This window comes from Microbacterium sp. oral taxon 186 str. F0373, from assembly GCF_000411455.1.
Lineage (GTDB): Bacteria > Actinomycetota > Actinomycetes > Actinomycetales > Microbacteriaceae > Microbacterium.
The window spans coordinates 287,876-310,501 of sequence record NZ_KE150457.1 but is presented as its reverse complement, the minus strand read 5'-3'; the positions used below and the strand labels follow the sequence as shown (position 1 = coordinate 310,501).

At 71.0% G+C, this 22,626-nt stretch carries 20 protein-coding genes; 12 read left to right on the top strand and 8 right to left on the bottom strand.

Translation table 11 applies throughout. The features are described 5' to 3' along the window. Positions 1-106: 106 nt before the first annotated feature. Entirely contained in the window at positions 107-2,032 is a 1,926-nt protein-coding gene (locus tag HMPREF1529_RS01420; protein ID WP_005048162.1) for a BglG family transcription antiterminator, read from the top strand. A gap of 33 nt (positions 2,033-2,065) precedes the next feature. Here the strand turns inward: HMPREF1529_RS01420 and HMPREF1529_RS01415 are convergent, their stop codons facing one another. The 3 genes from HMPREF1529_RS01415 to HMPREF1529_RS01405 form a co-directional block, all read right to left on the bottom strand. Continuing rightward, a complete protein-coding gene (locus HMPREF1529_RS01415; protein ID WP_005048164.1) occupies positions 2,066-2,632 on the bottom strand; it encodes a GNAT family N-acetyltransferase in 567 nt (188 codons plus the stop codon). A gap of 135 nt (positions 2,633-2,767) precedes the next feature. Then, positions 2,768-4,420, bottom strand: a complete 1,653-nt coding sequence (locus HMPREF1529_RS01410) for a phospho-sugar mutase (protein WP_051120837.1) — start codon at positions 4,418-4,420, stop codon at positions 2,768-2,770. Positions 4,421-4,443: 23 nt separating this feature from the next. After that, entirely contained in the window at positions 4,444-5,277 is an 834-nt protein-coding gene (locus HMPREF1529_RS01405; RefSeq protein ID WP_036282618.1) for a purine-nucleoside phosphorylase, read from the bottom strand. A gap of 105 nt (positions 5,278-5,382) precedes the next feature. Here HMPREF1529_RS01405 and HMPREF1529_RS01400 point away from each other — a divergent pair, with 105 nt between their 5' ends. Beyond that, entirely contained in the window at positions 5,383-6,834 is a 1,452-nt protein-coding gene (locus HMPREF1529_RS01400) for an NAD(P)H-quinone dehydrogenase (RefSeq protein WP_005048170.1), read from the top strand. A 36-nt stretch (positions 6,835-6,870) separates the two neighbouring features. Here the strand turns inward: HMPREF1529_RS01400 and HMPREF1529_RS01395 are convergent, their stop codons facing one another. The 3 genes from HMPREF1529_RS01395 to HMPREF1529_RS01385 all read right to left on the bottom strand — a co-directional run bounded on the left by HMPREF1529_RS01395 (position 6,871) and on the right by HMPREF1529_RS01385 (position 9,887). Beyond that, entirely contained in the window at positions 6,871-7,320 is a 450-nt protein-coding gene (locus HMPREF1529_RS01395) for a hypothetical protein (protein WP_016463403.1), read from the bottom strand. 2 nt (positions 7,321-7,322) lie between these two features. Then, entirely contained in the window at positions 7,323-9,119 is a 1,797-nt protein-coding gene (locus tag HMPREF1529_RS01390) for an acetyl/propionyl/methylcrotonyl-CoA carboxylase subunit alpha (protein WP_016463402.1), read from the bottom strand. A 78-nt stretch (positions 9,120-9,197) separates the two neighbouring features. Then, positions 9,198-9,887, bottom strand: coding sequence for a Maf family protein (locus tag HMPREF1529_RS01385; protein ID WP_005048178.1), 690 nt, complete (start codon positions 9,885-9,887; stop codon positions 9,198-9,200). Between the two features lie 58 nt (positions 9,888-9,945). Between HMPREF1529_RS01385 and HMPREF1529_RS01380 the strand changes: the two genes are divergently transcribed. The 4 genes from HMPREF1529_RS01380 (at position 9,946) to HMPREF1529_RS01365 (ending at position 14,297) form a co-directional block, all read left to right on the top strand. Further along, positions 9,946-11,292, top strand: a complete 1,347-nt coding sequence (locus HMPREF1529_RS01380) for a class I SAM-dependent RNA methyltransferase (RefSeq protein ID WP_016463401.1) — start codon at positions 9,946-9,948, stop codon at positions 11,290-11,292. 71 nt (positions 11,293-11,363) lie between these two features. After that, positions 11,364-12,032, top strand: a complete 669-nt coding sequence (locus tag HMPREF1529_RS01375) for a response regulator transcription factor (protein WP_016463400.1) — start codon at positions 11,364-11,366, stop codon at positions 12,030-12,032. Then, positions 12,022-13,260 (top strand): sensor histidine kinase, encoded by a 1,239-nt coding sequence (locus HMPREF1529_RS01370; protein ID WP_005048184.1) that lies wholly within the window; start codon positions 12,022-12,024, stop codon positions 13,258-13,260. Before HMPREF1529_RS01375 ends, HMPREF1529_RS01370 begins: the two co-directional genes overlap by 11 nt. An 8-nt stretch (positions 13,261-13,268) precedes the next feature. After that, positions 13,269-14,297 (top strand): hypothetical protein, encoded by a 1,029-nt coding sequence (locus HMPREF1529_RS01365; RefSeq protein ID WP_231477023.1) that lies wholly within the window; start codon positions 13,269-13,271, stop codon positions 14,295-14,297. Positions 14,298-14,541: 244 nt separating this feature from the next. Here HMPREF1529_RS01365 and HMPREF1529_RS01360 read toward each other — a convergent pair whose 3' ends face one another. Both HMPREF1529_RS01360 and HMPREF1529_RS01355 read right to left on the bottom strand, forming a co-directional pair. After that, positions 14,542-14,781: an acyl-CoA carboxylase subunit epsilon gene (locus HMPREF1529_RS01360; protein ID WP_016463398.1), complete on the bottom strand. Its 240-nt coding sequence runs from the start codon at positions 14,779-14,781 to the stop codon at positions 14,542-14,544. 11 nt (positions 14,782-14,792) lie between these two features. Continuing rightward, positions 14,793-16,394 (bottom strand): acyl-CoA carboxylase subunit beta, encoded by a 1,602-nt coding sequence (locus HMPREF1529_RS01355; protein ID WP_016463397.1) that lies wholly within the window; start codon positions 16,392-16,394, stop codon positions 14,793-14,795. Positions 16,395-16,545: 151 nt separating this feature from the next. Between HMPREF1529_RS01355 and HMPREF1529_RS01350 the strand changes: the two genes are divergently transcribed. From HMPREF1529_RS01350 to HMPREF1529_RS01325, 6 genes are all read left to right on the top strand, one after another. Then, positions 16,546-17,325: a biotin--[acetyl-CoA-carboxylase] ligase gene (locus HMPREF1529_RS01350; protein ID WP_016463396.1), complete on the top strand. Its 780-nt coding sequence runs from the start codon at positions 16,546-16,548 to the stop codon at positions 17,323-17,325. A 172-nt stretch (positions 17,326-17,497) separates the two neighbouring features. Continuing rightward, a complete protein-coding gene (locus HMPREF1529_RS01345) occupies positions 17,498-17,995 on the top strand; it encodes a PH domain-containing protein (protein WP_016463395.1) in 498 nt (165 codons plus the stop codon). Between the two features lie 70 nt (positions 17,996-18,065). Beyond that, positions 18,066-19,205 carry a 5-(carboxyamino)imidazole ribonucleotide synthase gene (locus HMPREF1529_RS01340; protein ID WP_016463394.1) on the top strand — a complete coding sequence of 380 codons (1,140 nt, stop codon included), beginning with the start codon at positions 18,066-18,068 and terminating at the stop codon, positions 19,203-19,205. Between the two features lie 274 nt (positions 19,206-19,479). Then, entirely contained in the window at positions 19,480-19,947 is a 468-nt protein-coding gene (purE, locus tag HMPREF1529_RS01335) for a 5-(carboxyamino)imidazole ribonucleotide mutase (RefSeq protein WP_016463393.1), read from the top strand. Beyond that, complete coding sequence (locus HMPREF1529_RS01330; protein WP_016463392.1) at positions 19,944-21,407, top strand: LCP family protein; 1,464 nt, start codon at positions 19,944-19,946, stop codon at positions 21,405-21,407. The genes purE and HMPREF1529_RS01330 overlap by 4 nt, the downstream gene beginning before the upstream one ends. Before the next feature lie 3 nt (positions 21,408-21,410). Beyond that, positions 21,411-22,532: a glycosyltransferase gene (locus HMPREF1529_RS01325; RefSeq protein WP_016463391.1), complete on the top strand. Its 1,122-nt coding sequence runs from the start codon at positions 21,411-21,413 to the stop codon at positions 22,530-22,532. Positions 22,533-22,626 lie beyond the last annotated feature (94 nt).

The following is a 22,626-nucleotide window of genomic DNA, read 5'->3' as shown; positions in this document are numbered from 1 at the left end:
TCCGCCTCCTTCTCCGCCATTCTTGTGAAAGCGCTGGGAGGCGACAACCACACCTGTTTCCGCGGGGGCGGAAACACCCCGCGATGGGCGTGGTTGACTGGTGGATATGAGCAGAGCGCGCCAGGACCGGGTCATCGCTCTGCTCGCGCGCGAGGATGACTGGCTTACGGCCGCCGAGCTCGCCGACATCGTCGGAGTGACGCCGCGCAGCATCCGCAGCTACGTCACCGCGCTCAACGCCCGCGTGCCGCGGGGCGTCGTCGTGGAGTCCGGTCCGCTCGGGTATCGCGCGGGTGCGGATGCGCCCGCAGCGCTGCGCGCCGGAGCGGATGCCGCGACGCCGCGGGAGCGCGTGCACCGGCTCGTGCGTCGACTGCTGTCGGGCCGCGAGGGCATCGACGTCTTCGAGACCGCCGAGGACTTCCATGTCAGTCCGGCGACCCTCGAGGGAGACCTGGGCCGGGTCCGTGCGCTGCTGGGCGACACCGAGCTCACGCTGGAGCGCAGCGGATCGCGCGCGCGGCTGAAGGGCACGGAGATGGCACAGCGTCGCCTGCTGAGCCGGCTTGCCCACGACGAGACGGACGACGGCGCGTTCGACCTCGATGCCCTCCGGCGCAGCCTCGGCGCGGGATCGATCGGCGAAGCGGTCTTCGGCCCGTTCAAAGCCGATCTCGTTTCGGGTCTGCGCGAGCTCGGCTACTTCGTCAACGAGTTCGGTATCGGCGATGTGATGATGCACGTCGCCATCACCGCCGACCGCGTCGCCCACGACCGTGCGCTGGAGACGACGGCGCTGGAGAGCACGACGCCCGCTCAGGAGCAGGTGGGGACGCTGCTGGACACGCTCTGTGAGCGCCATCTGGGGGTTCGCCTGGGGGCGGGCGACCGGCGCCACCTCTCCGCGCTCGTCCTCGGCCGCGTCGTCGCGCCCGGTCCCGGTGAGGCCGCGTCGGTGACACGAGCGGGTCTGCAGCCCGAGGTCGAGGCGGCGGTGCGCGACGTCGTGCACCGTGCGGCATCCGAGTTCCTCGTCGATATCGAGCACGAGGATTTCGTGCTGCGTCTCGCCCTCCACGTGCAGAACCTGCGGCTGCGCGCACAGGAGCAGGCGTGGTCGCGCAACCCCCTCACCCGCTCGCTGAAGGCGACCTACCCGATGATCTTCGAGGTCGCGGTGTTCATCGCCGACGGGCTGCGGGGGCTTCTCGGCATCCCGCTCCTGGACGACGAGATCGCCTACATCGCGATGCACGTCGGCGGCCAGCTGGAACGGAGCCGTCACGCCGGCACGGTGTTGACCGCGACGATCGTGTGCCCCGGGTACTACGAACTGCATGAACTGCTGCGATCGAGCGTGGACCGCTCGCTCGGACAGGCGGTCGACGTCGTCGGCGTCGACACACGGGCCGACCCCGACTGGCGGGCGATCGAGACCGATCTGATCCTCACGACGATCGACCCGCCCTTCACCGGTGACGGCATCGTGCGCATCCAGCCCTTCCTCACGGAGAGCGACATCGAGCGGGTGCAGGCGGCGGCCGGACGCGTGCGCCGTGCGCGCCGCTTGGCGCGACTGCGCGATGAGCTCGGCCGCTACTTCTCCGCCGACGCCTTCATCGGGCGCGTTGCCGCGGATGCCGACGAGGAGAGCGTCATCCGCGACCTCGGAGCCCGACTCGTCGCGCTGGGCGTCATCGATGAGGGGTACGTCCAGCGCACGCTCGAGCGCGAACGGCTGTCATCGACCGCCTTCACCGACGCGCTCGCGGTGCCCCACGCGATCGGGATGACCGCGGCGCGCACGGCGATCGCCGTGGGCATCGCCGACCCGTCCATGGCCTGGGGCGAAGGGCGCGTGCAGGTGATCGCGATGGTGGCCTTCTCCGAGAGCGATCGCGAAGCGTTCCAGACGGTGTTCGAGCAGCTGGTCGAAGTGTTCAGCGAACGCGACAGCGTGCAGCGGATCGTCCGCCGCGGCACGTCTTTCGGACCCTTCCTCGACGAACTCGTGGCCGTCGTCGACGGCTGAGGCAACCGGAGCCACGCCGCACACGGTATCCGCTCAGCGCAGCCGGGCCCGCAGGCCCTGCTTCACCGTCGGCCACTCGTGCGGGAGGATCGAGTACACGACGGTGTCGCGCAGCGTGCCGTCGGGGCCGACCCGATGGTTGCGGAGCACGCCGTCCTGCTTTGCGCCGAGGCGCTCGATCGCGGCCCGCGACTGACGGTTGTGCCAGTGCGTGCAGAACTGCACCGCGATCACGTGGCACTGCTCGAACGCGTGCCCCAGCAGCAGGAGCTTGGCGGCCGTGTTCACACCGGTGCGCTGCACCGTCGGCGACAACCACGTGTAGCCGATCTCCACCCGCGGACTGTCCAGGTCGATGGTGCAGAACGTCGTCATCCCCACGGCCACGCCGCCGACCACGACGGCGAACGGGTTCATGCGCCCGCCGTCGCGTTCGGCGAGCCGGTGGATGATGTCTGCGCTCGCGTCTGACGGAACCGAGGTGTACCAGGCGTACTGCAGCCCCTCGCGGGCACGTTGCAGCTCGCCGGCGTGGTCCGCCCGCAGCGGCTCCAGCCGCACATGCTCGTTCTCGAGGACGACAGGATCGGTCAGCAGCACGCCCCCACCCTATCCGCGTGCTCTTTCCCCTTCCCCGAGCCGCCATCATGCGACCGAGCCGCCACGATTCGCCGCGCAGCTTCGTGGCGGCTCGGTCGAAACGTGGCGACTCGGCGGGGTGAGAGGCGAGGGGGGTCAGAGGAGGAGGGTGCGGGTGGCGGCATCCAGGGCGGCGAGCCGTTCCTGCGCGTCTGCGGCCGAGGTGCCGCGCACGTCCAGGTACGCCTTGAGCTTGGGCTCGGTGCCGCTCGGGCGCACGATCAGACGCGACCCGTCCTCCAGCCACAGCCGCAGGACGTCGCTGGCCGGCACGCCGCCGGCGCCGGTGAGAAGGTCGTCGATGCCGGTCACCGCGACCGCGCCCACCCGAGCGGGCGGAGCCTGGCGGAGCGCCGACATGATGCGCCCGATCACCGACAGGTCGTCGACGCGCAGCGAGACCTGACCCGATGCGAGGAAGCCGAACGTCTCCTGGAACCCCCGCAGCAGATCGGCGAGGCTCTCACCGCGCTCACGCGCGTCGGCGATCATTCCGAGAATCGCCACGGCGGCGGAGATGCCGTCCTTGTCGCGCACCGTCTCCGGGTTGACCAGGTACCCGAGGGCCTCCTCGAAGCCGTACAGGATGCCGGGCGCGCGCGAGATCCACTTGAAGCCCGTCAGCGTCGCGTGGAAGTCGAGCCCGTAGTGCTCGGCGACAGTCTGCAGGCCCGGGGAGGACACCAACGAGCAGGCCAGCGACCCCGTCTCACCCCGTTCTCCGGCCCGCGCCGCGGCACGCCAGCCCAGTAGCAGCCCGATCTCGTTTCCGGTCAGGCGGCGCCAGCCGCCGGGGGCGGTCTCATCTGGCAGGGCGACGGCCAGTCGATCGGCGTCGGGGTCGTTGGCGATCACGAAGTCGGCACCGACCGCGCGAGCCGTCTCGAACGCGAGATCCATCGCCCCCGGCTCCTCCGGATTGGGGAAGGCCACGGTCGGGAAGCGTCCGTCGGGCGCGATCTGCGCCTCCACGACGCGGGGTCGGGGGTAGCCGGCGAGGTCGAGGATCGCGTGCAGGGTCTCGGAGCCCACGCCGTGCATGGCTGTGTACACCCAGTTCATGCCGGCCGCGCCCGCGGTGGCGGGGGCGACGGCCGCGGTAGCGGCGACGTAGGCGGAGATCAAGGACTCGTCGGCGATCTCGTACGCGGCGCGAGCGAGATCCGGAACGAGCGAGGTTGCCGCGACGCGGTCGATGTGCGCCGCGATCTCGGCGTCGGCGGGGGAGACGATCTGCGACCCGGCATCGGCGCCGCCGAGGTACACCTTGTAGCCGTTGTCGTCCGGCGGGTTGTGCGACGCCGTCACCATGACGCCAGCGGCGGCGTCGAGATGGCGCACCGCGAAGGCCAACACCGGGGTGGGGAGCATCCGCGGAAGCAGCACCGCGCGCAGGCCCGCGCCGGCGAACAGCTCCGCCGAGTCGCGGGCGAACACGTCCGAGTTGCGGCGGCCGTCGTAGCCGACGACCACGAGCGGCGTCGTTCCCGGCGCCGCCTTTTCACGCAGATAGGCGGCGAAGCCCGCGGCGGCCTGAGACACCAGCACCCGGTTCATGCGGTTGCTGCCCGCTCCGAGGCGTCCGCGCAGACCCGCGGTGCCGAACTGCAGGCGGGCGCCGAAACGGTCGGCGAGCTCGGCGGATGCCGCCTCATCGCCGTCCGCTGCGGCATCCACGATGGCGGTCAGCTCCGCGCGTGTCAGCTCATCGGGATCCTGCGCGAGCCAGGCGCGCGCCGCATCGAGCATCGTCCCGGCGGCATCCGCGCCGCTCACAGCTGTCCGATCACGCGGGCCAGCAGTGCGGAGATCACGGGCTCGGCGGCCTGGCCGGCCTCGATCACCTCGGCGTGACTGAGCGGGCTCTTCTGGATGCCGGCGGCGAGGTTGGTGATGAGGGAGAAGCCGAGCACCTCCATCCCGGCCTGGCGGGCGGCGATCGCCTCGAGTGCCGTCGACATGCCGACGATGTGGCCGCCGATCGCCTTGGCCATCTGCACCTCCGCCGGGGTCTCGTAGTGGGGGCCGCGGAACTGGCAGTACACCCCTTCGTCGAGCGTCGGATCGACCGTGCGGGCGAGCTCGCGCAGACGCGAGGAGTACAGGTCGGTGAGGTCGATGAACGTCGCGCCCTCCAGCGGCGAATCGGCCGTCAGGTTGATGTGGTCGCTGATGAGCACGGGGGTTCCCGGCGTCCACGTCTCCTTGATGCCGCCGGCGCCGTTGGTGAGCACCATCGTCGAGGCCCCCGTGGCGGCGGCCGTGCGCACGCTGTGGACGACCCGGCGCACACCGTGTCCCTCGTAGTAGTGCGTGCGGGCGCCGATCACGAGCACGCGCTTTCCCTCGGGGGTGACGATGCTGCGGATTGAGCCGACATGGCCGGCCAGCGCGGGCGCGCTGAAGCCGGTGACCTCGGTCGCGGGAATGGTCGCGGTCGTCTCGCCGACGAGGTCGGCGGCCTTGCCCCAGCCGCTGCCGAGCGTCAGGGCGATGTCGTGCCGTTCGACGCCGGTCAGGCGTGCGATATCGGCGGCGGCGCGCGCGGCCACCTCGAACGGGTCGGCGGAGGGGTCGTCGAGCGGATGGGTGTTCATGTCGGACATGCTCCCACTCTAGGAACCGCGGCCTCGGCGGGCCACTCGCGGCGCGTGAGTCCGTGTGCGTGGACGGCGGCACGAGTGGCGGCGGGGGCCTGAGAGAATGGAGCAATGTCCTCGAGCTTCGTGAACACCCAGTCGGTCGCCGTCCTCGGGGGCGGTCCCGGAGGCTATGAAGCGGCGCTCGCGGCGGCACAGCTCGGCGCGGACGTCACCCTCGTGGAGCGTGCGGGCGTGGGCGGCGCGGCTGTGATCACCGATGTCGTCCCCTCCAAGAGCCTTATTGCGACGGCGGATGCTGCGGTCGCCATCTCGGAGGCCTCCGACCTCGGCGTGCAGTTCTTCGCGAAGGGGGAGAGCGGTGTCGCGCTCAAGCCCGAGGTCGCGATCAACCTCGCCGCGGTCAACAAGCGCCTGCTCTCGCTCGCTCGCCAGCAGTCCGATGACATGCGCGCGCAGCTGGTCGATGCCGGTGTGCGCATCATCTCCGGACACGGGCGTCTGGACGGCCATCACGCGATCGTCGTGGCCACCGGCCCCGGCGGAACCGATTTCGATCGCGTGGAGGCCGACACCCTGGTCGTCGCGGTCGGCGCCTCGCCCCGCGAGCTGCCCACCGCCCGCCCCGACGGAGAGCGGATCCTCACGTGGACGCAGCTCTACGACATGAAGGCGCTTCCCGAGCACCTCATCGTCGTCGGCTCCGGCGTCACCGGTGCCGAGTTCGCCTCTGCCTACATGAACCTGGGCGCCAAGGTGACGCTCATCTCCAGCCGCGATCAGGTGCTCCCGGGCGAGGACGCCGACGCCGCCGCGGTCCTTGAGAAGGTCTTCACCCGGGGCGGCATGACGGTGATGTCGAAGTCGCGCGCCGAGGGGGTCGAGCGCACCGCCGACGGTGTCGTCGTCTCGCTCTCGGACGGCCGTACGGTCGAGGGCAGCCACTGCCTGCTCGCCGTCGGCTCGATCCCGAACACCTCGGGTATCGGACTCGAGGATGCCGGCGTGCAGCTGACCGCGTCGGGTCACATCCGCGTCAATCGCGTCGCCCGCACCTCGGTGCCGAACATCTACGCCGCCGGCGACTGCACGACCTTCGTTCCGCTGGCCTCAGTGGCCGCCATGCAGGGGCGCACCGCGATCTTCCACGCGCTCGGCGACACCGTCATCCCGCTGGAGCGTCGCCGCATCACCGCGAACATCTTCACGGCGCCCGAGATCGCCACCGTCGGCCGTCAGGAGAAGGACCTCGAGACGGGCGCCATCAACGGCTATGTCTACAAGCTGCCCCTCGCGGCGAACGCCCGCGCGAAGATGATGGGCATCACCGACGGCTTCGTCAAGATCATCGCGCGCGAGGGCAGCGGCACCGTCATCGGTGGCGTGATCGTCGCCCCGCGTGCCTCCGAGCTCATCTACCCGATCGCGATCGCCGTCGAGCGTCGGCTGACCGTGGATCAGGTCTCGCGCGTGTTCGCCGTCTTCCCCTCGCTCAGCGCGTCGATCACGGACGCGACCCGCGCGATGCACCTCGTCAACCGCGACGACGACTTCTTCGGCTGAGCGCTCTCGCCGCCGGCTCGCGCGTGCGCGCGCCTCTTACCGCTGGAGCTGCGCGGTCCAAACACCTTCGCCGTCCGACGAGGTTGCCGAGACGGTGAACGAGGTGAGGTTCTGCATCGCGGTGGGAATGGCGATGGGGGTGCGCAGGGCGCCGTTCTGACAGACGATGTCCTGCTGCGTCCCCACGGTCGAGCTTCCCGCGACGTAGGTGAGCGCGAACTCGGCGCGCGCGGCGCCGATGCAGCGCAGCTCCACGGCGCGAAACGCCGTCGCGGGGGAGAACTCGAGAGTGACGCCGCCCGCGGCGGAGGCTGTGATCGGGGCGCTCGCGGCCGTGTTCGGGGTCGTGCCCACGATCGCGGTCGACCATGCGGTCCACGCCGCGCGGTCGGCATCCGACGGGCCGGTGCTGCATCCGGCCAGGGTGAGAGCCAGGAGGCAGGCCGCGCCCGTCGCCAGGATCGGACGTGAGCGGGCCGGACACATGATCAGGAGATCGTGAGCAGCTGGTGGCCGGCCGACACGGTGGTGCCTGGGTCGGCGTTGATGGCGCCCACGACACCGTCCTTGTGGGCGGGGATGGGCTGCTCCATCTTCATGGCCTCCAGGACGACGACCAGGTCGCCCTTGACCACCGACTGGCCTTCTTCGACGGCGACCTTGACCACGGTGGCCTGCATCGGCGACTTGACCGCGTCGCCGGACGCACCGGCGACCGCCGAGGGCGCGTGCGAGCGGCGCGAGGGCGGCGCCGCCACGGGGCGACCGATCTTGGCCGGGGCCGCCGCGATGCGGTCCGGCAGGCTCACCTCGAGGCGCTTGCCCGACACCTCGACGACAACGGTGTGGCGCGGCTCGGCGCCGGCCGGGGCTTCGGCTTCGCCGTCCCACGGCGCGATGTCGTTGACGAACTCGGTCTCGATCCAGCGCGTGAACACGCCGAAGTGACCGTCTTCCGCGGTGAACGCAGGGTCGCGAACGACCTTGCGGTGGAAGGGCAGCACGGTCGGCATGCCCGCGACCTCGAACTCGTCGAGGGCGCGACGCGAGCGCTCCAGCGCCTCGGCGCGATCGCGGCCGGTGACGATGAGCTTGCCCAGCAGCGAGTCGAACGCGCCGGAGACGCTGTCGCCCGCGGTGACACCGGAGTCCAGGCGGATGCCGGGGCCGCCGAACGTCTTGAACTGGTGGATGCGTCCGGGTTGGGGAAGGAACCCGCGGCCCGGGTCTTCGCCGTTGATGCGGAACTCGATCGAGTGGCCGAGCGGCTCGGGGTCGTCGTAGTCGAGGCTGCCGCCCTCGGCGAGACGGAACTGCTCGCGCACCAGGTCGATGCCGGTGACCTCCTCGGAGACGGGGTGCTCGACCTGCAGGCGGGTGTTCACTTCGAGGAACGAGATCGTGCCGTCGGCGCCGATGAGGAACTCGCACGTGCCCGCCCCGACGTACCCGACCTCGCGGAGGATCGCCTTCGACGATGCGTAGAGCGTCTCCTTCTGCGCATCGGTCAAAAACGGCGCGGGCGCCTCCTCGACGAGCTTCTGATGGCGTCGCTGCAGCGAGCAGTCGCGCGTCGACACGACGACGACGTTGCCCTCGGCATCCGCGAGGCACTGCGTCTCGACGTGGCGCGGCTTGTCGAGGTACTTCTCCACGAAGCACTCGCCGCGACCGAAGGCCGCGACCGCCTCGCGGGTGGCCGACTCGAACAGCTCGGCGACCTCGTCGAGCTCGCGGGCGACCTTGAGACCGCGTCCGCCGCCGCCGTAGGCGGCCTTGATCGCGATGGGAAGGCCCACCCGCTCGGCGAAGGCGACGACCTCATCGGCCCCGGCGACCGGCCCCGGGGTGCCCGGGGCCAGGGGAGCGCCCACCTTCTCGGCGACGTGGCGGGCCGTGACCTTGTCGCCCAGAGCCTCGATCGCCTCGGGCGACGGGCCGATCCAGATCATGCCGGCGGCGGTGACGGCGCGAGCGAACTCCGCATTCTCCGCGAGAAAGCCGTAACCGGGGTGCACCGCGTCGGCGCCGGAGCGGCGGGCGACCGAGAGGATCTTCTCGATCGACAGGTAGGTGTCGGCGCTCGTGGCGCCCTCGAGCGCGTACGCCTCGTCGGCGAGCTTGGCGTGCATGGCGTCGCGGTCCTGGTCGGCGTAGACCGCCACCGACGCCTTCCCCGAGTCGCGGGCGGCGCGGATCACTCGGACCGCGATCTCTCCGCGGTTCGCGACGAGCACTTTCGTGATCTGCGGGCGCGGGGACGTCAGGTCCAGTGAGCGTGGCATGGATGCCAGCCTACCCACGGGAGAGCATGCTCCTTTGGATCACCCGCACAAGATCGTCGGCGATTCGTGTGTGAGAGCCTACGAAGACGCGCCGTCGTCCGGCGCGCTGCCCGATCGGGAGGGGGCCGACCTCCACAGATCGGTCCAGGCGATGCCGAGCGCGTTGCACAGGCGGCGCACCGTCGACAGCGACATGCCCACCACCGTGGACGGATCGCCGTCGACGCGCTCGATGAAGGGCCCGCCCAGGCTGTCCACCGTGAACGCTCCGGCCACCTGCAACGGCTCGCCGGTCGCGACATACGCGGCGATCTCGGCATCCGAGATGTCCGAGACGAACGTGACCGCGGCGGCGGCCACGGCGTGCTCTTCGCGCGCCGGCTGTCCGGGGCGGACCCGGATGACGCTGTGGCCGGAGTGCAGCACGCCCGTCTTGCCTCGCATCTGCTCCCACCGCGCCACGGCAATCTCGGGTCGCAGCGGCTTGCCGAGCACCTGACCGTCGATCTCGAACATGGAGTCGCCGCCGACGACGACTCCGTCGAAGTCGGGCAGATCGCGCACGAGGGAGACCGCGACGTCGGCGGCTTTGCGTCGCGCGAGCAGCAGAACGTGCTCGTCAGGAGGCAGGATGCGCGCCTCCCGCTCCTGCACCTCGTCGATGACGGCCTCCTCGTCGACGTCAGGCGCACGCAGCAGCGGCTCGATGCCCGCCTGGCGCATGAGCATGAGGCGGGCGGGCGAAGTGGAGGCGAGGCACACGCGCATGCCGTCCAGCGTACGGTCCGTCGCGTGCGGGGTCGGCGATCCGTGACAGCATCGAAGGATGAACCCCGGAGACCTCCTCGACCTCGACATCACCGATGTGGCCCATGGTGGCGTGTTCATCGCACGTCATGAGGGGCGGGTCGTGTTCGTCTCCGATGCGGTTCCCGGGGAACGCGTCCGGGTGCGGCTGACCGAGACCGCGAAGTCGTCGTTCTGGCGCGGCGCCGTCGTCGAGGTGCTCGATGCCTCGCCGCATCGGCGTTCGCACGTCTGGGCGGCCGCCGATGTCCAGATCGACCCCGATCGGCGCCCCGGCGGGGCGGACTTCGGCCATATCGCGCTGGCGTACCAGCGCGAGCTGAAGCTCCAGGTGCTGCGTGACGCCCTCGAGCGCTTCGGCGGTCTCGAGCTCCCGTCGGTGGCCATTCGCGGTGCGCGTCCTCTCCTCTCGGAGCAGGGAGAGGTCGTCGCCGAGGAGTCCGCCGACGCGACCGGCTGGCGAACACGCGTGAGCCTCCACGTCGACGGCGACGGTCGGGTCGGCCCGTACGCGGCCCGCAGCCACCGCGTGATCGAGGTGGAGGAGCTGCCTCTCGCTACGGCCGAGATCCAGCGCGCGGCGCGTGCGCTGTCGGCTCCCTCAGGCCGGGTCGATCTCGTCCAGCCCGCCGACGGCCGTGTGCGCATCGTGCCCCGCCCCGAGGCCTCGACCCCCGTGCGGGCCGGATCGGGCCGCCGTGGCGGCGGTCCGCGGCGCGGCACGCCGCCACGTGCGGGAGTGGATGCCGCGGCGCACGAGATCATCACCGAGGACGTGGACGGGCGTTCGTTCCGGCTCGACGCGGGTGGGTTCTGGCAGGTGCACCGCCTCGCCGCGCACACCCTGACCCGCACCGTGGCCGATCTGCTCGCCGACGCCGACGGCGTCGATCCCGAGGCGCATCACCTCGACCTGTACGGCGGCGTCGGCCTGTTCGCCGCGACCCTCGGCACCCTCGGGGGCCCCGCCACCCGCATCACGACGGTCGAATCCGACCCGCGGGCGACCGAGCATGCGGGGGAGAACCTCGCTGACTGGGTGGGAGTGCGCGCCGAGACCGCCCGCGCCGACCGGTTCCTCGCGCGGTTGCACGCCCAGGCGAGCGCGGCGGAGCGCGGGCGCCTCGGTCGCGGCGTTACGCTGCTCGACCCGCCGCGGGCCGGCGCGGGGCGGGAGGTCGTCGACGCGGTCGCGGCGCTCGCACCGGCATCCGTCGTCTATGTGGCGTGCGATCCGGTGGCGCTGGCACGGGATGTCGGAGCGTTCCGGGAGCGCGGGTACGGCGTGCGCCGCATCGAGGCTTTCGACCTATTTCCGCACTCGCACCACGTGGAAGCCGTGGCGCTCCTGCAGCGCGAACCGTGACGCCGGGGGCCGCCCGAACCTCACTCCTTCGTCGGATGTGGGCCTTCGAGTGGCCTCGTTAGGCTGAAGACATGACCCGCGTCGCCCTCATCGATGACCACGAGTCCGTGCGCCTCGGGCTCGAGGCGGCGTGCGCGCGTGCCATGACCAAAGAGGTCGTCTTCTCCGGCAGCAGCGTGAGGGCCTATCTCGAGTGGCGTCAGCGATCGGGAGCGGCGCCGGTCGACATCGTCGTGCTCGACCTCACGCTCGGCGACGGCACGACGGTCACCGAGAATGTCACCAGTATCATCGCCGACGGGTCGCCGGTGCTCATCCACAGCGTCGCCGATCGCCCCGGCGCGGTGCGGGAGGCGCTGGCGGCCGGAGCCGCCGGTGTCATCAGCAAGGCGTCTCGCATCGATGACGTCCTCGCCGCCATCCGCACCGTAGCCCGTGGAGACGCCCTGGACAATGTTGAGTGGGCCAGTGCCGTCGACGGTGACCGTGCCTTTGCCGACGCGCAGCTGTCCAACCGTGAACGCGATGTCCTCCGACTGTATGCCGCGGGCCTGCCGTTGAAAGCGGTCGCTGACCGGCTCGGCATCGCCTACCCCACGGCGAAGGAGAACATCGCGCGCGTGCGCACGAAGTACGTCGAGGTCGGCCGCCCCGCCCCCACGAAAGTCGATCTGCTCCGCCGGGCGATGGAGGACGGTCTCATGCCCGGCCACGCCGGAGCGACCCGCGGTGACGACTGAGCCCCTGCCGATCGCCGTCGACCCGGCGGTTCGCCGTCCCCTCGGCGACATCGCCGCGGGCGCGGAGCGGTTTACGCAAGCGAGGGTGGAGCGGATCATCCGCATCGTCGTCGCCCTGGGGTGCGCGGTGCTGGGCACGCAGGCCTTTCTCAATGCGCTGGGCTCGCGGCAGGAGGCACCGCCCGCGCACCTGCCGCTTCTGCTTGTCGTCTTCATCCCACTCGCCATGATGGTCGCGGCATCCGTCGCCGGCGTGGGGGTGCGCACGGTCGCCGGCATCTTCGCGGTCGTCTTCCCGATCGTCCTGCTCTGCTGGCCCCTCGTCACCTACGCTCGTGCGGATGCCGCGGACGGTGCGCCCTGGATCTGGTATCTGCTCAACGTGGGCACCTCCGCGGCGGTGCTCGCCTTCGGCCTTCCGCTGCAGATCGCGTGGGCGGCGCTGATCCCGATCCTGTATGCGATCTCCCGGCTGGCCCAGCTCGGCGGGCCGTCCTCTGACGCCGTCGACGTCGCACGCGACACGGTGTTCGCCGCGATCCTGGCAGCCGTGGTGATCACCCTGGGACGTCTGCTGCGTGGCGTGGCGGTGGGTATCGATCAGGCGCGCAGCGACGCTGTCGCCTCCTACGCCGTCGCCGCCGCCAACAACGCCGCCGAGACCGAGCGGGTCGCTGTCGCCGCGCTCATGCACGACAGCGTGCTGGCGGCGTTGATCGCGGCCGAGCGAGCGCGCACCCCGCGGGAGGAAGCACTGGCGACCGCGATGGCGCGCGAGGCGCTGACCCGGCTCGCCAACACCGATCAGGACGCCGGGGAGGGGCCCGACGAGCCGGTCGCTGTGACGGCGATCGCCGCAGCCCTCGAGAGAGTCGTCGCCGATCTGGACGCGAATGCGGCTGTCGCGGCCGATATCGATGCGGCTGCCCCGACCGTTCCGGGGCGCGTCGCGCGCGCCGTCGTGCTCGCCGCCACTCAGGCGGTGTCCAACGCCATCGTCCACGCGCACGGCGAAGGCCTGCGCGTGGGGTTACGGGCCGACAGGCAGCGTCTGCGGGTTCAGGTGATCGATCGGGGCCCGGGCTTCGATCCGGCGGGCATCCCCGATGATCGTCTGGGCATCCGCGGTTCGATCGTCGCGCGCGTGGCGGCTGTGGGCGGCCGTGCGCGCGTGCGGACGGGGACGGGTGGGACGCTCGTGGTGCTCGACTGGGAGTTCCCCCGATGAATTTCCGCGTGCATGCCACCCTGTCGGCGTTGGCGATCGCGTTCACGACCTATCTCGCGATCGGCGGTCTCGTCTGGACGGCCGCGGCGCAGATGCCGCTGGTCGTGGTCAGCGCGGGGGCGTTGTATCTGGCGACGACGTGGATCTGCGTCTTCTGGAGCTCCGGCGCCCTGCCGACGCGGCGCGATCCCATCACCGGCGACCTCGGGCGCAGTCCGGTACTGCCCGCCGGGGCCGCGGTGCTCGCGCTCGCCGCGGCGGTGCTGGTGCCCAACGCGACGTGGCTCGCCGTCGAACCCGAGGCGCGTGGCGCGGATGCCGGCACCTGGAGCCTGGGAGCCATCGGTGCGCTGCTGACGATCGTGATGGTGCGTCGCCGCCCGTGGGTCGCGTGGAGCGGGGTCGTCATCCTCGCCGCTGAAGCGGCCTTCTGGATCGGCCCGGCCGCCGCGCTGGCGCTCGGTGTGGTCGGCGCGGTGCTCTGGGTGGGGGTGGCTCAGTTGCTGACGTGGCTCGTCGATCGGGCCGCGCGCGACACCGCGGAGCTCGCCGCGCTCCAGCGAGCCGCGTCGGAGTGGCTCGCAAGCCAAGAGGGTATCCGGCGCGAACGTCGCACGCAGGTGCAGCGTGCCCTCGCCCTGGCCGGGCCGGTGCTCACCCGCACGATCGAGGCGTCGGGGAGGCTGAGCGAGGGCGAGCGTCACGCGGCGCGCATCGCCGAGGAGGCGCTGCGCGACGAACTGCGCGGCTCGGCTCTGCTCGACGCGGATGTGCGTGCGGCGCTCGCGGCGGCGCGGGAACGCGGGACGACGGTGTCCGTGCTCGACGAAGGGGGCCTCGACGGCCTCTCGCCGGCGGAGCGGGCGGCGGTTCGATCGCGGCTGGCGGCTGTCCTGGCCGAGGCTGACTCCGACCGCGTCTACGTGCGAGCCGCCACCCACGACGACGTCGCCGTCACCGTCGTCGGTCGCTCGGCGGCCGACGATGACGGCGAGGACGAGGTCGATCTGTGGAGCGAGATTCCGCGACGGCCATGAATGCGCGCGGGCGGAAGATCCGCCACGGCCGTGGGACGAGACCGTTGGAAGAAGAGGAGGCGAGGGGCGGCGAAGCCGCCCGCCCCTCGCCATGCGAGTGGTTACCCGAAAACCGACTCGCGAAGGGCCGACCCACTCATGAAGCAGATCGGCCGAACGCAGAAGCGTTCCAGCGATATCGATTCTTCCCGGTGGAAGAAGCTGTGTCTGTAGGTATTTTGGGGGACAAGCGACCGACCGTGGCTCAGCCCGCGAATCGTCCCCAGGCGACATCGCGACGCAGGGGTGCCCGGAGGCCGCGCGCCGAGACCTCCCAGGCCGACCGCAGCGGTGCGTCTTCGACGACCGCATCCGCGGCCTCGCGCTCGTAGGCCTCCGTGACGACGGCGATGACGGCGGCGAGCTCCTCCGCGGTGGGGTTTCCGCGACGGATGTCGATGTGCACGGCATCCGCGCCGGGCGGATCCGCCTCCGGCGCGGGCATCGCGGGCATGCTCATAGCGGGATGTTACCGTGCTTCTTCGCGGGCAGGCTGGCCCGCTTCCCGCGCAGGGAGCGGAGCGCCTTCGCGACCGCGACGCGGGTCTGCGCGGGCTCGATGATGCCATCGAGCTCACCGCGCTCGGCCGCCAGGAAGGGTGACGCGACGTTGTAGGTGTACTCGTTCGCGAGGCGCTGCCGCACGGCGGCGACGTCTTCTCCCGCCTCCTCGGCCTTGCGGATCTCGCCGCGGTAGAGGATGTTGACGGCGCCCTGTCCACCCATGACGGCGATCTCGGCCGTGGGCCACGCGAGGTTGACGTCGGCGCCCAGCTGCTTGGAGCCCATGACGATGTACGCGCCGCCGTAGGCCTTGCGCAGGATCACGGTCACCAGCGGCACCGTCGCCTCGGCGTACGCGTACAGCAGCTTCGCGCCGCGGCGGATGACGCCCGTCCACTCCTGATCGGTGCCGGGGAGGTAGCCGGGCACGTCGACGAGGGTGAGGATCGGGATCGAGAACGCGTCGCAGAAGCGCACGAAGCGGCTGGCCTTCTCGCCGGCTTCGATGTTGAGGGTGCCGGCCATCTGCGACGGCTGGTTCGCGATGATGCCGACGGTGCGGCCCTCGACGCGGCCGAGGCCGATGACGATGTTCGGGGCGAACAGCGGCTGCACCTCGAGGAAGTCGCCGCCGTCGACGATGTACGAGATCACCTGATGGATGTCGTACGGCTGGTTGGGGGAGTCGGGCACGACCGTGTTGAGGGTGCGATCGGCGTCGGTGGTCTCCCACTCGAAGCCGTTCTCGTACACCGGGATCTCGGCCATGTTGTTGTCGGGCAGGTAGCCGACCATCGAGCGGACGTAGTCGATCGCATCGTCCTCGTCCTCGGCCAGGTAGTGCGCGACTCCGGAGCGGGTGTTGTGCGTGTACGCGCCGCCGAGCTCCTCCATGCCGACGTCCTCACCGGTGACGGTCTTGATGACGTCGGGGCCGGTGACGAACATCTGGCTGGTCTTGTCGACCATGACCACGAAGTCGGTGAGGGCGGGGGAGTACACGGCGCCGCCGGCGGCCGGTCCCATGATGATCGAGATCTGCGGGATCACGCCCGACGCGGCGGTGTTGAGGCGGAAGATCTCACCGTACTTGCCGAGGGCGACCACACCCTCCTGGATGCGGGCGCCGCCGGAGTCGAGGATGCCGATGATCGGCATGCCGCCGCGCAGGGCGTACTCCATGATCTTGATGATCTTGTCGCCCGCGACCTCGCCCAGTGACCCGCCGAAGGTGGTGAAGTCCTGCGCGTAGAAGGCGACGGTGCGACCGTGAATGGTCCCCACGCCGGTGACGACCGAGTCGCCGTAGGGGCGCGACCGGTCCATCCCGAACGCGGTCGTGCGGTGGCGCACGTATTCGTCGAACTCCACGAACGTCCCGGGGTCCACGAGCAGCTCGATGCGCTCGCGGGCGGTCATCTTGCCCTTCGCGTGCTGCTTATCCTGAGCGCGGACCTCCGCGTCGACCACTGCCTCCTGGTAGCGGGCACGCAGGTCGGCGATCTTGCCGGCGGTGGTGGACAGGTCGGGCTGCGCGGACGTCACTGGCTGCACGGAAGGCTCTGACTGCTGAGGCACGCCTTCCACCCTAGCGACCGGGTCGGTGACTCTGTTGGGGGACGCTCACAACGGGACGGCGATTCGGTTGTGGGATGCCGCGCCATGCGCACGGCCGCCTGACGCGGCCCGCGCGTAGGGTGGCGCTATGTCGATTCCCACCGAGGGCTATCCCCTGACCGCCGCCGTCTCACCGCGGGTGCACGTCATCGAGAGCGTCGATTCGACGAACGCGAAGCTCCTCCATGACGTGGAAGGCGACCCTGACGCCCACCCACACCTGTCGCTGCTCGTGACGCGGGATCAGCGTGCCGGCCGTGGACGCCTCGATCGCACGTGGGTAACGCCGCCCGGCTCTGCCGTCGCGGTCTCGGCCGTGCTGCGCGTCGGCGCTGTCGCCGTGCACGATCGCGGCTGGATTCCGCTCGTCGCCGGTGCGGCGATGGTCGACGCCGTGGCCGCACAGCTGCCCGGGCGTGCGGTGGCGCTGAAGTGGCCGAACGACGTGCTCGTCGATGGTCGGAAGATCTGCGGCATCCTCGCCGAGGTCCTCCCCGCCGACCCGCACACCGTCATCCTGGGCGCCGGGGTGAACACGGCCATGGCAGAGGCGGACCTGCCGGTGCCGACCGCCACGTCGTTCGCGGTGTCGGGGGTCGACGTCGACGAGGATCGTCTGCTCTCCGACTACGTCGGCGGGCTGCGGGATCTGATCGCGGCGCTGGCGGTCGGCGGAGGGGGCGCCGTCGGGGCGACGGTCACGGAGCGGTGCGGCACGCTCGGCGCACAGGTGAGCGTGACCTTGCCGGATGACACAACCCTGATCGGCAGCGCCGTGCGACTCGACCCCGACGGCCGGCTCGTCGTCGCCACCGGCGACGGTGTGGAGAGCATCGTGGGTGCCGGTGACGTCGTGCACGTGCGCTGAGCGGCGGGATCGAGGGCTGAGGCACGGCGCGATCGCGTGACGACGGCCCGGTCATGCGCGGTTTCGCACCGGTGCCGGGCACAATGATCTCGTGACCTCGCCGACCGCCTACCCCGGGCGTCCCGCAGCGCCCGCACCCGGCGCGCCGGCACCGGAGCGTCGTGTCGCGTGCGTGCGTGCGCACGCGCGGCGGCTGTTCTGGTCGGCACTGGTGCTGATCGCCGTGTCCGGCGCCACCGGATACTTCACCGGCAATCTTCCCGAGCCGCTGCAGGACTGGATGCTGTGGGTGGCTGCGGGGATCGTCGTCGTGTTGCTCGTCGTGATTCCCTACGTCCGGTGGTGGACGCACACGTACACCGTCACGACGCGCCGCGTCGTCGAGCAGTCCGGAATCTTCGGCCGCCGACGTCACGAGGTGCTGCACGCTCGCGGCTACACCATCGCGGAGCGACGCGGACCGGTGCAGCGCCTGTGGGGGGCCGGCACGCTGGTGCTGTCCAACGGCGTCGACGAGCCGCTGCGCATGGTGAACGTCCCGGCCGTCCGTCTGCTGCACGAAGCCCTGTCCGATCAGGTGGAGGTCAGCCAGATCCTCGCGCATCGCGACGGGCGCTGGGACGGGGCCACGGCGCCGCTCATCGGCGACCCACCGCCCCTACCACGCTGAACTCGACGCCCCGTGTCGCTCGTCGAGGGAGGCCGGCTGTGTGCGACGGTGCGCGGTGCGAGCTGAGAAGATGGATGCGACGAAAGGGAGCACCATGGCACTCACCCTCGGCATCGTGGGCGGCGGACAGCTCGCCCGCATGATGATCGCCCCGGCGGTGGAGCTCGGCGTCCAGGTGCGCGTCCTCGCCGAAGAAGAGGGAATGTCCGCCGAGCTCGCGGCGACCGCCACCGGCGACTACCGCGACCTGGACACGGTGCGGGCGTTCGCCCGCGACGTCGACGTCGTCACCTTCGATCACGAGCACGTTCCGCAGGACGTGCTGCGGGCGCTGGTGGCCGACGGCATCCGCGTGCACCCCGGCCCCGATGCGCTCCAGTTCGCGCAGGACAAGCTCGCGATGCGCGCGCGCCTGGCCGAGCTCGGCATGCCTCAGCCGGAATGGGCGGCCGTCACCGACGCGGCGGGGCTGCAACGCTTCCTCGACGCCAACGGCGGGCGCGTGGTCGTCAAGACGCCGCGAGGCGGTTACGACGGCAAGGGGGTGCGGGTCGTCAGCGACCCTGCCGAGGTCGCCGACTGGTTCGACGGCGGTGCGCTGCTGGCCGAGGAGCTGGTCGACTTCTCGCGCGAACTGGCCCAGCAGGTCGCGCGGAGTCCTTCCGGTGAGCTGCGTGCGTATCCCGTCGTCGAGACGGTGCAGCGTGACGGCGTGTGCGCCGAGGTGGTTGCGCCGGCCCCGCGCGGCGGTGCGCGTCTGACCGAGGTCGCGGCGTCGATCGGTACAGGCATCGCCGAAGGGCTGGGCGTGACCGGAATGTTGGCGGTCGAGCTGTTCGAGACGACGGACGAGCGTCTGCTGGTCAACGAGCTCGCCATGCGACCGCACAACAGCGGGCATTGGAGTCAGGACGGTGCCGTCACCGGGCAGTTCGAGCAGCACGTACGCGCGGTGCTCGACCTCCCGCTGGGAGACCCTGCTCCGCGTCAGCCGTGGGCGGTCATGGTGAACATCCTCGGTGGTCCCGCGACCGATTCGCTGGAGAGCCGCTTTCCGGCCGCGCTCGCCGCGCACCCCTCGGTGAAGGTGCACACGTACGGCAAGGCGCCGCGGCCCGGACGCAAGGTGGGCCACGTCAACGCCTTCGGCGACGAGGTGGATGCCGTCGTCTATGAGGCCCGCGCCGCAGCCGCGTTCTTCGCCGACTGACCGGCCTGGCCCGCCGCCGTCGTTCCGAACTGCAAGGGGCGCCGGATGACACGCCGGTGTTGTGGTGGATGCCGCGGCGGGTCGCTCGCGCCACCTTGCAGTTGCGGCGAGTCGTTCCTCCCGGTCGTTGAGCGAGGTGCGTAGCGCCGAGCGGGAACGCCGTGCACGGTGGGCGGGATGCGTGGCGTTGCGGGGTTCTTCCAGCGTGCCGTCCTAGCCTGGTCGGGTGACCCGCGCTCTGCATTCCTCGGCATCCCCTCTCGTCGGCGTCGTCATGGGATCGGACTCCGACTGGCGCGTCATGAGCGACGCCTCGCAGATCCTCAGCGAGTTCACGATCGAGCACGAGGTGGAGGTCGTCTCCGCGCATCGCACGCCCGACAAGCTGCTGCGCTACGGCCGTGAGGCGCGGGAGCGCGGTCTGCGGGTGATCATCGCCGGGGCCGGCGGCGCGGCCCACCTTCCGGGCATGCTCGCGTCGGTCACCGCATTGCCGGTGATCGGTGTGCCGGTGCAGCTGGCGACGCTCGATGGGCTCGACTCGTTGCTCAGCATCGTGCAGATGCCGGCGGGGATTCCCGTGGCGACCGTGTCGATCAACGGCGCCAAGAACGCCGGTCTGCTGGCGGCGCGGATCCTCGGTGCGTCCGACGCCCGGATCGCCGACCGTGTCGAGCAGTACGCGCGCACCCTCGAGGCGCAGGTCGAGGAGAAGAATCTGCGTCTGAAGGAGTCACTGTGAGCACGGCCGCACCGCCGCGCTCGCCGCGGGCCGCCGCCGAGCCGGTGATCGTCGGCGAGCAGCCGATGCGTCGACCCGACACACGGTCGCCGCGTGTGATGACCCGCCGCGCCTGGTGGCTGCTGGCCCTGAACTTCCTGGTTCCCGGCTCGGCGCAGGTCCTGGCAGGAAGCCGGCGTCTCGGCCGTGTGGGGCTGACGGCGACGCTGATCATGTGGGTAGGCGTGGTCGTCGCGGCCGTAGCGGCTCTGGTGTGGCCGACGCTGCTGTTCACGCTCGGCACCAACGCGGCCGCACTGCTGGCCGTGCAGCTGGTGCTCCTGGCCTACGCCGTGCTGTGGGTCGTGCTGACGATCGACACCCTCCGTCTGATCCGCCTCGTGAATCTGCGAGCGGGAGCGAGGCCGCTGGTGGCGACGCTCGCCATCGTCGGGCTCCTCGTCGGCAGCGGCGGCGCCGTCTACGCCGCCCAGCAGCTGCTGGCGCCCGCGCGCGAGGCGATCGCGTCGATCTTCACGAACAACGCGCCGCCCGTTCCGCCGTCCAACGGCTACTACAACTTCCTCCTGCTCGGAGCCGACAGCGGACTGGGTCGGGACTCCATGCGGTTCGACAGCATCTCCGTGGTGTCGGTCAACGCCGAGACCGGCGCGGTGCACATCACCGGCATCCCGCGCGACCTCGCGTACGCGCCGTTCGCCGACGGTCCCATGCACGATCGGTACCCCGACGGTTTCGAGGGGCATCCCTCGCCGACGTGCGGGTGGGGGCCGGGCATCAATCAGCTGATGAACGCGGTGGAGATCTGCCAGCCCGACGAGGGCAAGGACATCTACCCGGATGCCGCGGCGAACAGCTCCACGCCGGCCGTCGAGGCCACGAAGGATGCCGCGGAGGGCATTCTCGGCATCCAGATCCCGTATTACGTCTTCGTCGACATGAAGGGCTTCGCCGACATCGTCGACGCGCTCGGCGGCGTGGACATCACCGTGCAGGAGCGGCTGCCGAAGGGGGGCGGACCCACCTACGAGGGGGAGCCCGCCGAGGACTGGGCGATCGGGTGGATCGAGGCGGGGCCGCAGCACATGGACGGCGACACGGCGCAGTGGTACGCCCGGTCGCGGTATACGACGAGTGACTGGGATCGGATGCGGCGGCAGCGCGAGTTGCAGCAGGCGATCCTCGCGCAGGCGAACCCGGCGAACGTGTTGAGCCGTTTCCAGGCGGTCGCCGCGGCGGGTTCAGACCTCGTCAAGACCGACATCCCAGACTCGATGCTCGGATTCCTCGTGCAGTTGGGCGTGAAGGCCAAGGAGCAGCCGGTGCAGACCCTCGAGCTCACCCCCGAGGGCGCCGGCATCGACACCGACAACCCGACCCCCGACCAGTACGCGCACGTGCGCGACCTCATCCAGCAGGCGCTCTATCCGCCGTCGCCGTCTCCGACGAGTGGAGGCTGAGGCATGGTTGCGACGCTGCGCGTGGTGCTCGACCAGCTCGTCGCGCCGACCGACCCCGACCTCGCTCTCGCATCGCGCGAGACGGGGCGTGCTCTCGTCGCGACTACGCCCGGTGGGTGCGAGGTGGCGGCGATCGTTCCCTCAGCGCCCGATGCCGCGGGCGATCTCGAGGGGGCGGTGCCCGGACTCGCCGACGTGACGCGCGCTTCGCTGGCAAGGCGTGAGCTCGCCGCCTCGTGGCAGCTCGGGCTGGCACCGGGGATCGGCGGGGGAATGATCCACTCGCCGACTGCGCTCGCGCCGCTGGTCAAGCACGATCGCGTCCACGACAACGACCAGACCGTCGTGACGATGTGGGATCTCTCGGCCTGGGAGCGCGCGGGAGAGATGCCGCGGACGGCCGTCACGTGGCACCGGGCGATGCTCAAGCGCGCCCTGAAGCACGCGGATGCCGTCGTGGTGCCGAGTCACGCGATGGCGCACCATCTCGCGGAGATCGCGCCCCTGGGTGACCGGATCCGCGTGATCGCGGGAGCCGCGCCGGCCGGCTTCGCCGTTCCCACCGACGAGGTCGGGCGGCGACGGGCGCTCGACGTGCCCGATGGGTGTCTCGTCGTGCCGGGGTCGTCGGCGGCCTCCGCGGGGCTGTCCACCGCTTTCGCGGCCATCGCCGCGGCGGGAGCGGACCTGCCGGTCGTGGTGATCGGTGCGCCCGAGGGGGACGAGCCGGCCGTTGCTGAGCTGGCGGCGGCATCCGGACTTGCAGAAGGGCGTGTGCATGTGCGCGGCGCCCTGGAGGACGCGGATCGCGCGGCCGTTCTGGGCGGGGCGGTGGCGTTGCTGGCTCCGTCGACGCTGAGCGGATTTCCGTGGCGGGTCGTGGAGGCGTTGGCCGTCGGTGTTCCCGTCATCGCCGCGGACTCCGAAACACATCGCGAGGTCGTCTGGGACGGGGGAGTGCTGGCGCCGGCGTCGGAGGACGGTGCGTTCGCGGACGCGCTCGCCGGTCTGCTCGGCTCAGCCGCGGCGGTCGAGCGGCAGGCCGTGCTGGCCGCGGATCGCGGCCGGGCCTTCTCGTGGATCAGTGCCGCGGAGCGGATCTGGCAGCTGCACGCCGACCTGTGAGGACGCGTGATCGGGGCGTGTCTTCGGCGTGTCTGGCCTGCCCCGGTGGTATCAGCTCGTCACATCAGTAACAATGGTCACGTGCGTACCCGAG

What these genes read in the sequence shown, in the direction of transcription:
- HMPREF1529_RS01420 (WP_005048162.1), top strand. Translation starts at nt 107, where the DNA reads ATGAGCAGAGCGCGCCAGGACCGGGTCATCGCTCTGCTCGCGCGCGAG.
- HMPREF1529_RS01410 (WP_051120837.1), bottom strand. Translation starts at nt 4,420, where the DNA reads ATGCTCGATGCGGCGCGCGCCTGGCTCGCGCAGGATCCCGATGAGCTG.
- HMPREF1529_RS01405 (WP_036282618.1), bottom strand. Translation starts at nt 5,277, where the DNA reads ATGTCCGACATGAACACCCATCCGCTCGACGACCCCTCCGCCGACCCG.
- HMPREF1529_RS01400 (WP_005048170.1), top strand. Translation starts at nt 5,383, where the DNA reads ATGTCCTCGAGCTTCGTGAACACCCAGTCGGTCGCCGTCCTCGGGGGC.
- HMPREF1529_RS01395 (WP_016463403.1), bottom strand. Translation starts at nt 7,320, where the DNA reads ATGTGTCCGGCCCGCTCACGTCCGATCCTGGCGACGGGCGCGGCCTGC.
- HMPREF1529_RS01390 (WP_016463402.1), bottom strand. Translation starts at nt 9,119, where the DNA reads ATGCCACGCTCACTGGACCTGACGTCCCCGCGCCCGCAGATCACGAAA.
- HMPREF1529_RS01385 (WP_005048178.1), bottom strand. Translation starts at nt 9,887, where the DNA reads ATGCGCGTGTGCCTCGCCTCCACTTCGCCCGCCCGCCTCATGCTCATG.
- HMPREF1529_RS01380 (WP_016463401.1), top strand. Translation starts at nt 9,946, where the DNA reads ATGAACCCCGGAGACCTCCTCGACCTCGACATCACCGATGTGGCCCAT.
- HMPREF1529_RS01375 (WP_016463400.1), top strand. Translation starts at nt 11,364, where the DNA reads ATGACCCGCGTCGCCCTCATCGATGACCACGAGTCCGTGCGCCTCGGG.
- HMPREF1529_RS01360 (WP_016463398.1), bottom strand. Translation starts at nt 14,781, where the DNA reads ATGCCCGCGCCGGAGGCGGATCCGCCCGGCGCGGATGCCGTGCACATC.
- HMPREF1529_RS01350 (WP_016463396.1), top strand. Translation starts at nt 16,546, where the DNA reads ATGTCGATTCCCACCGAGGGCTATCCCCTGACCGCCGCCGTCTCACCG.
- HMPREF1529_RS01340 (WP_016463394.1), top strand. Translation starts at nt 18,066, where the DNA reads ATGGATGCGACGAAAGGGAGCACCATGGCACTCACCCTCGGCATCGTG.
- purE (WP_016463393.1), top strand. Translation starts at nt 19,480, where the DNA reads ATGGGATCGGACTCCGACTGGCGCGTCATGAGCGACGCCTCGCAGATC.
- HMPREF1529_RS01325 (WP_016463391.1), top strand. Translation starts at nt 21,411, where the DNA reads ATGGTTGCGACGCTGCGCGTGGTGCTCGACCAGCTCGTCGCGCCGACC.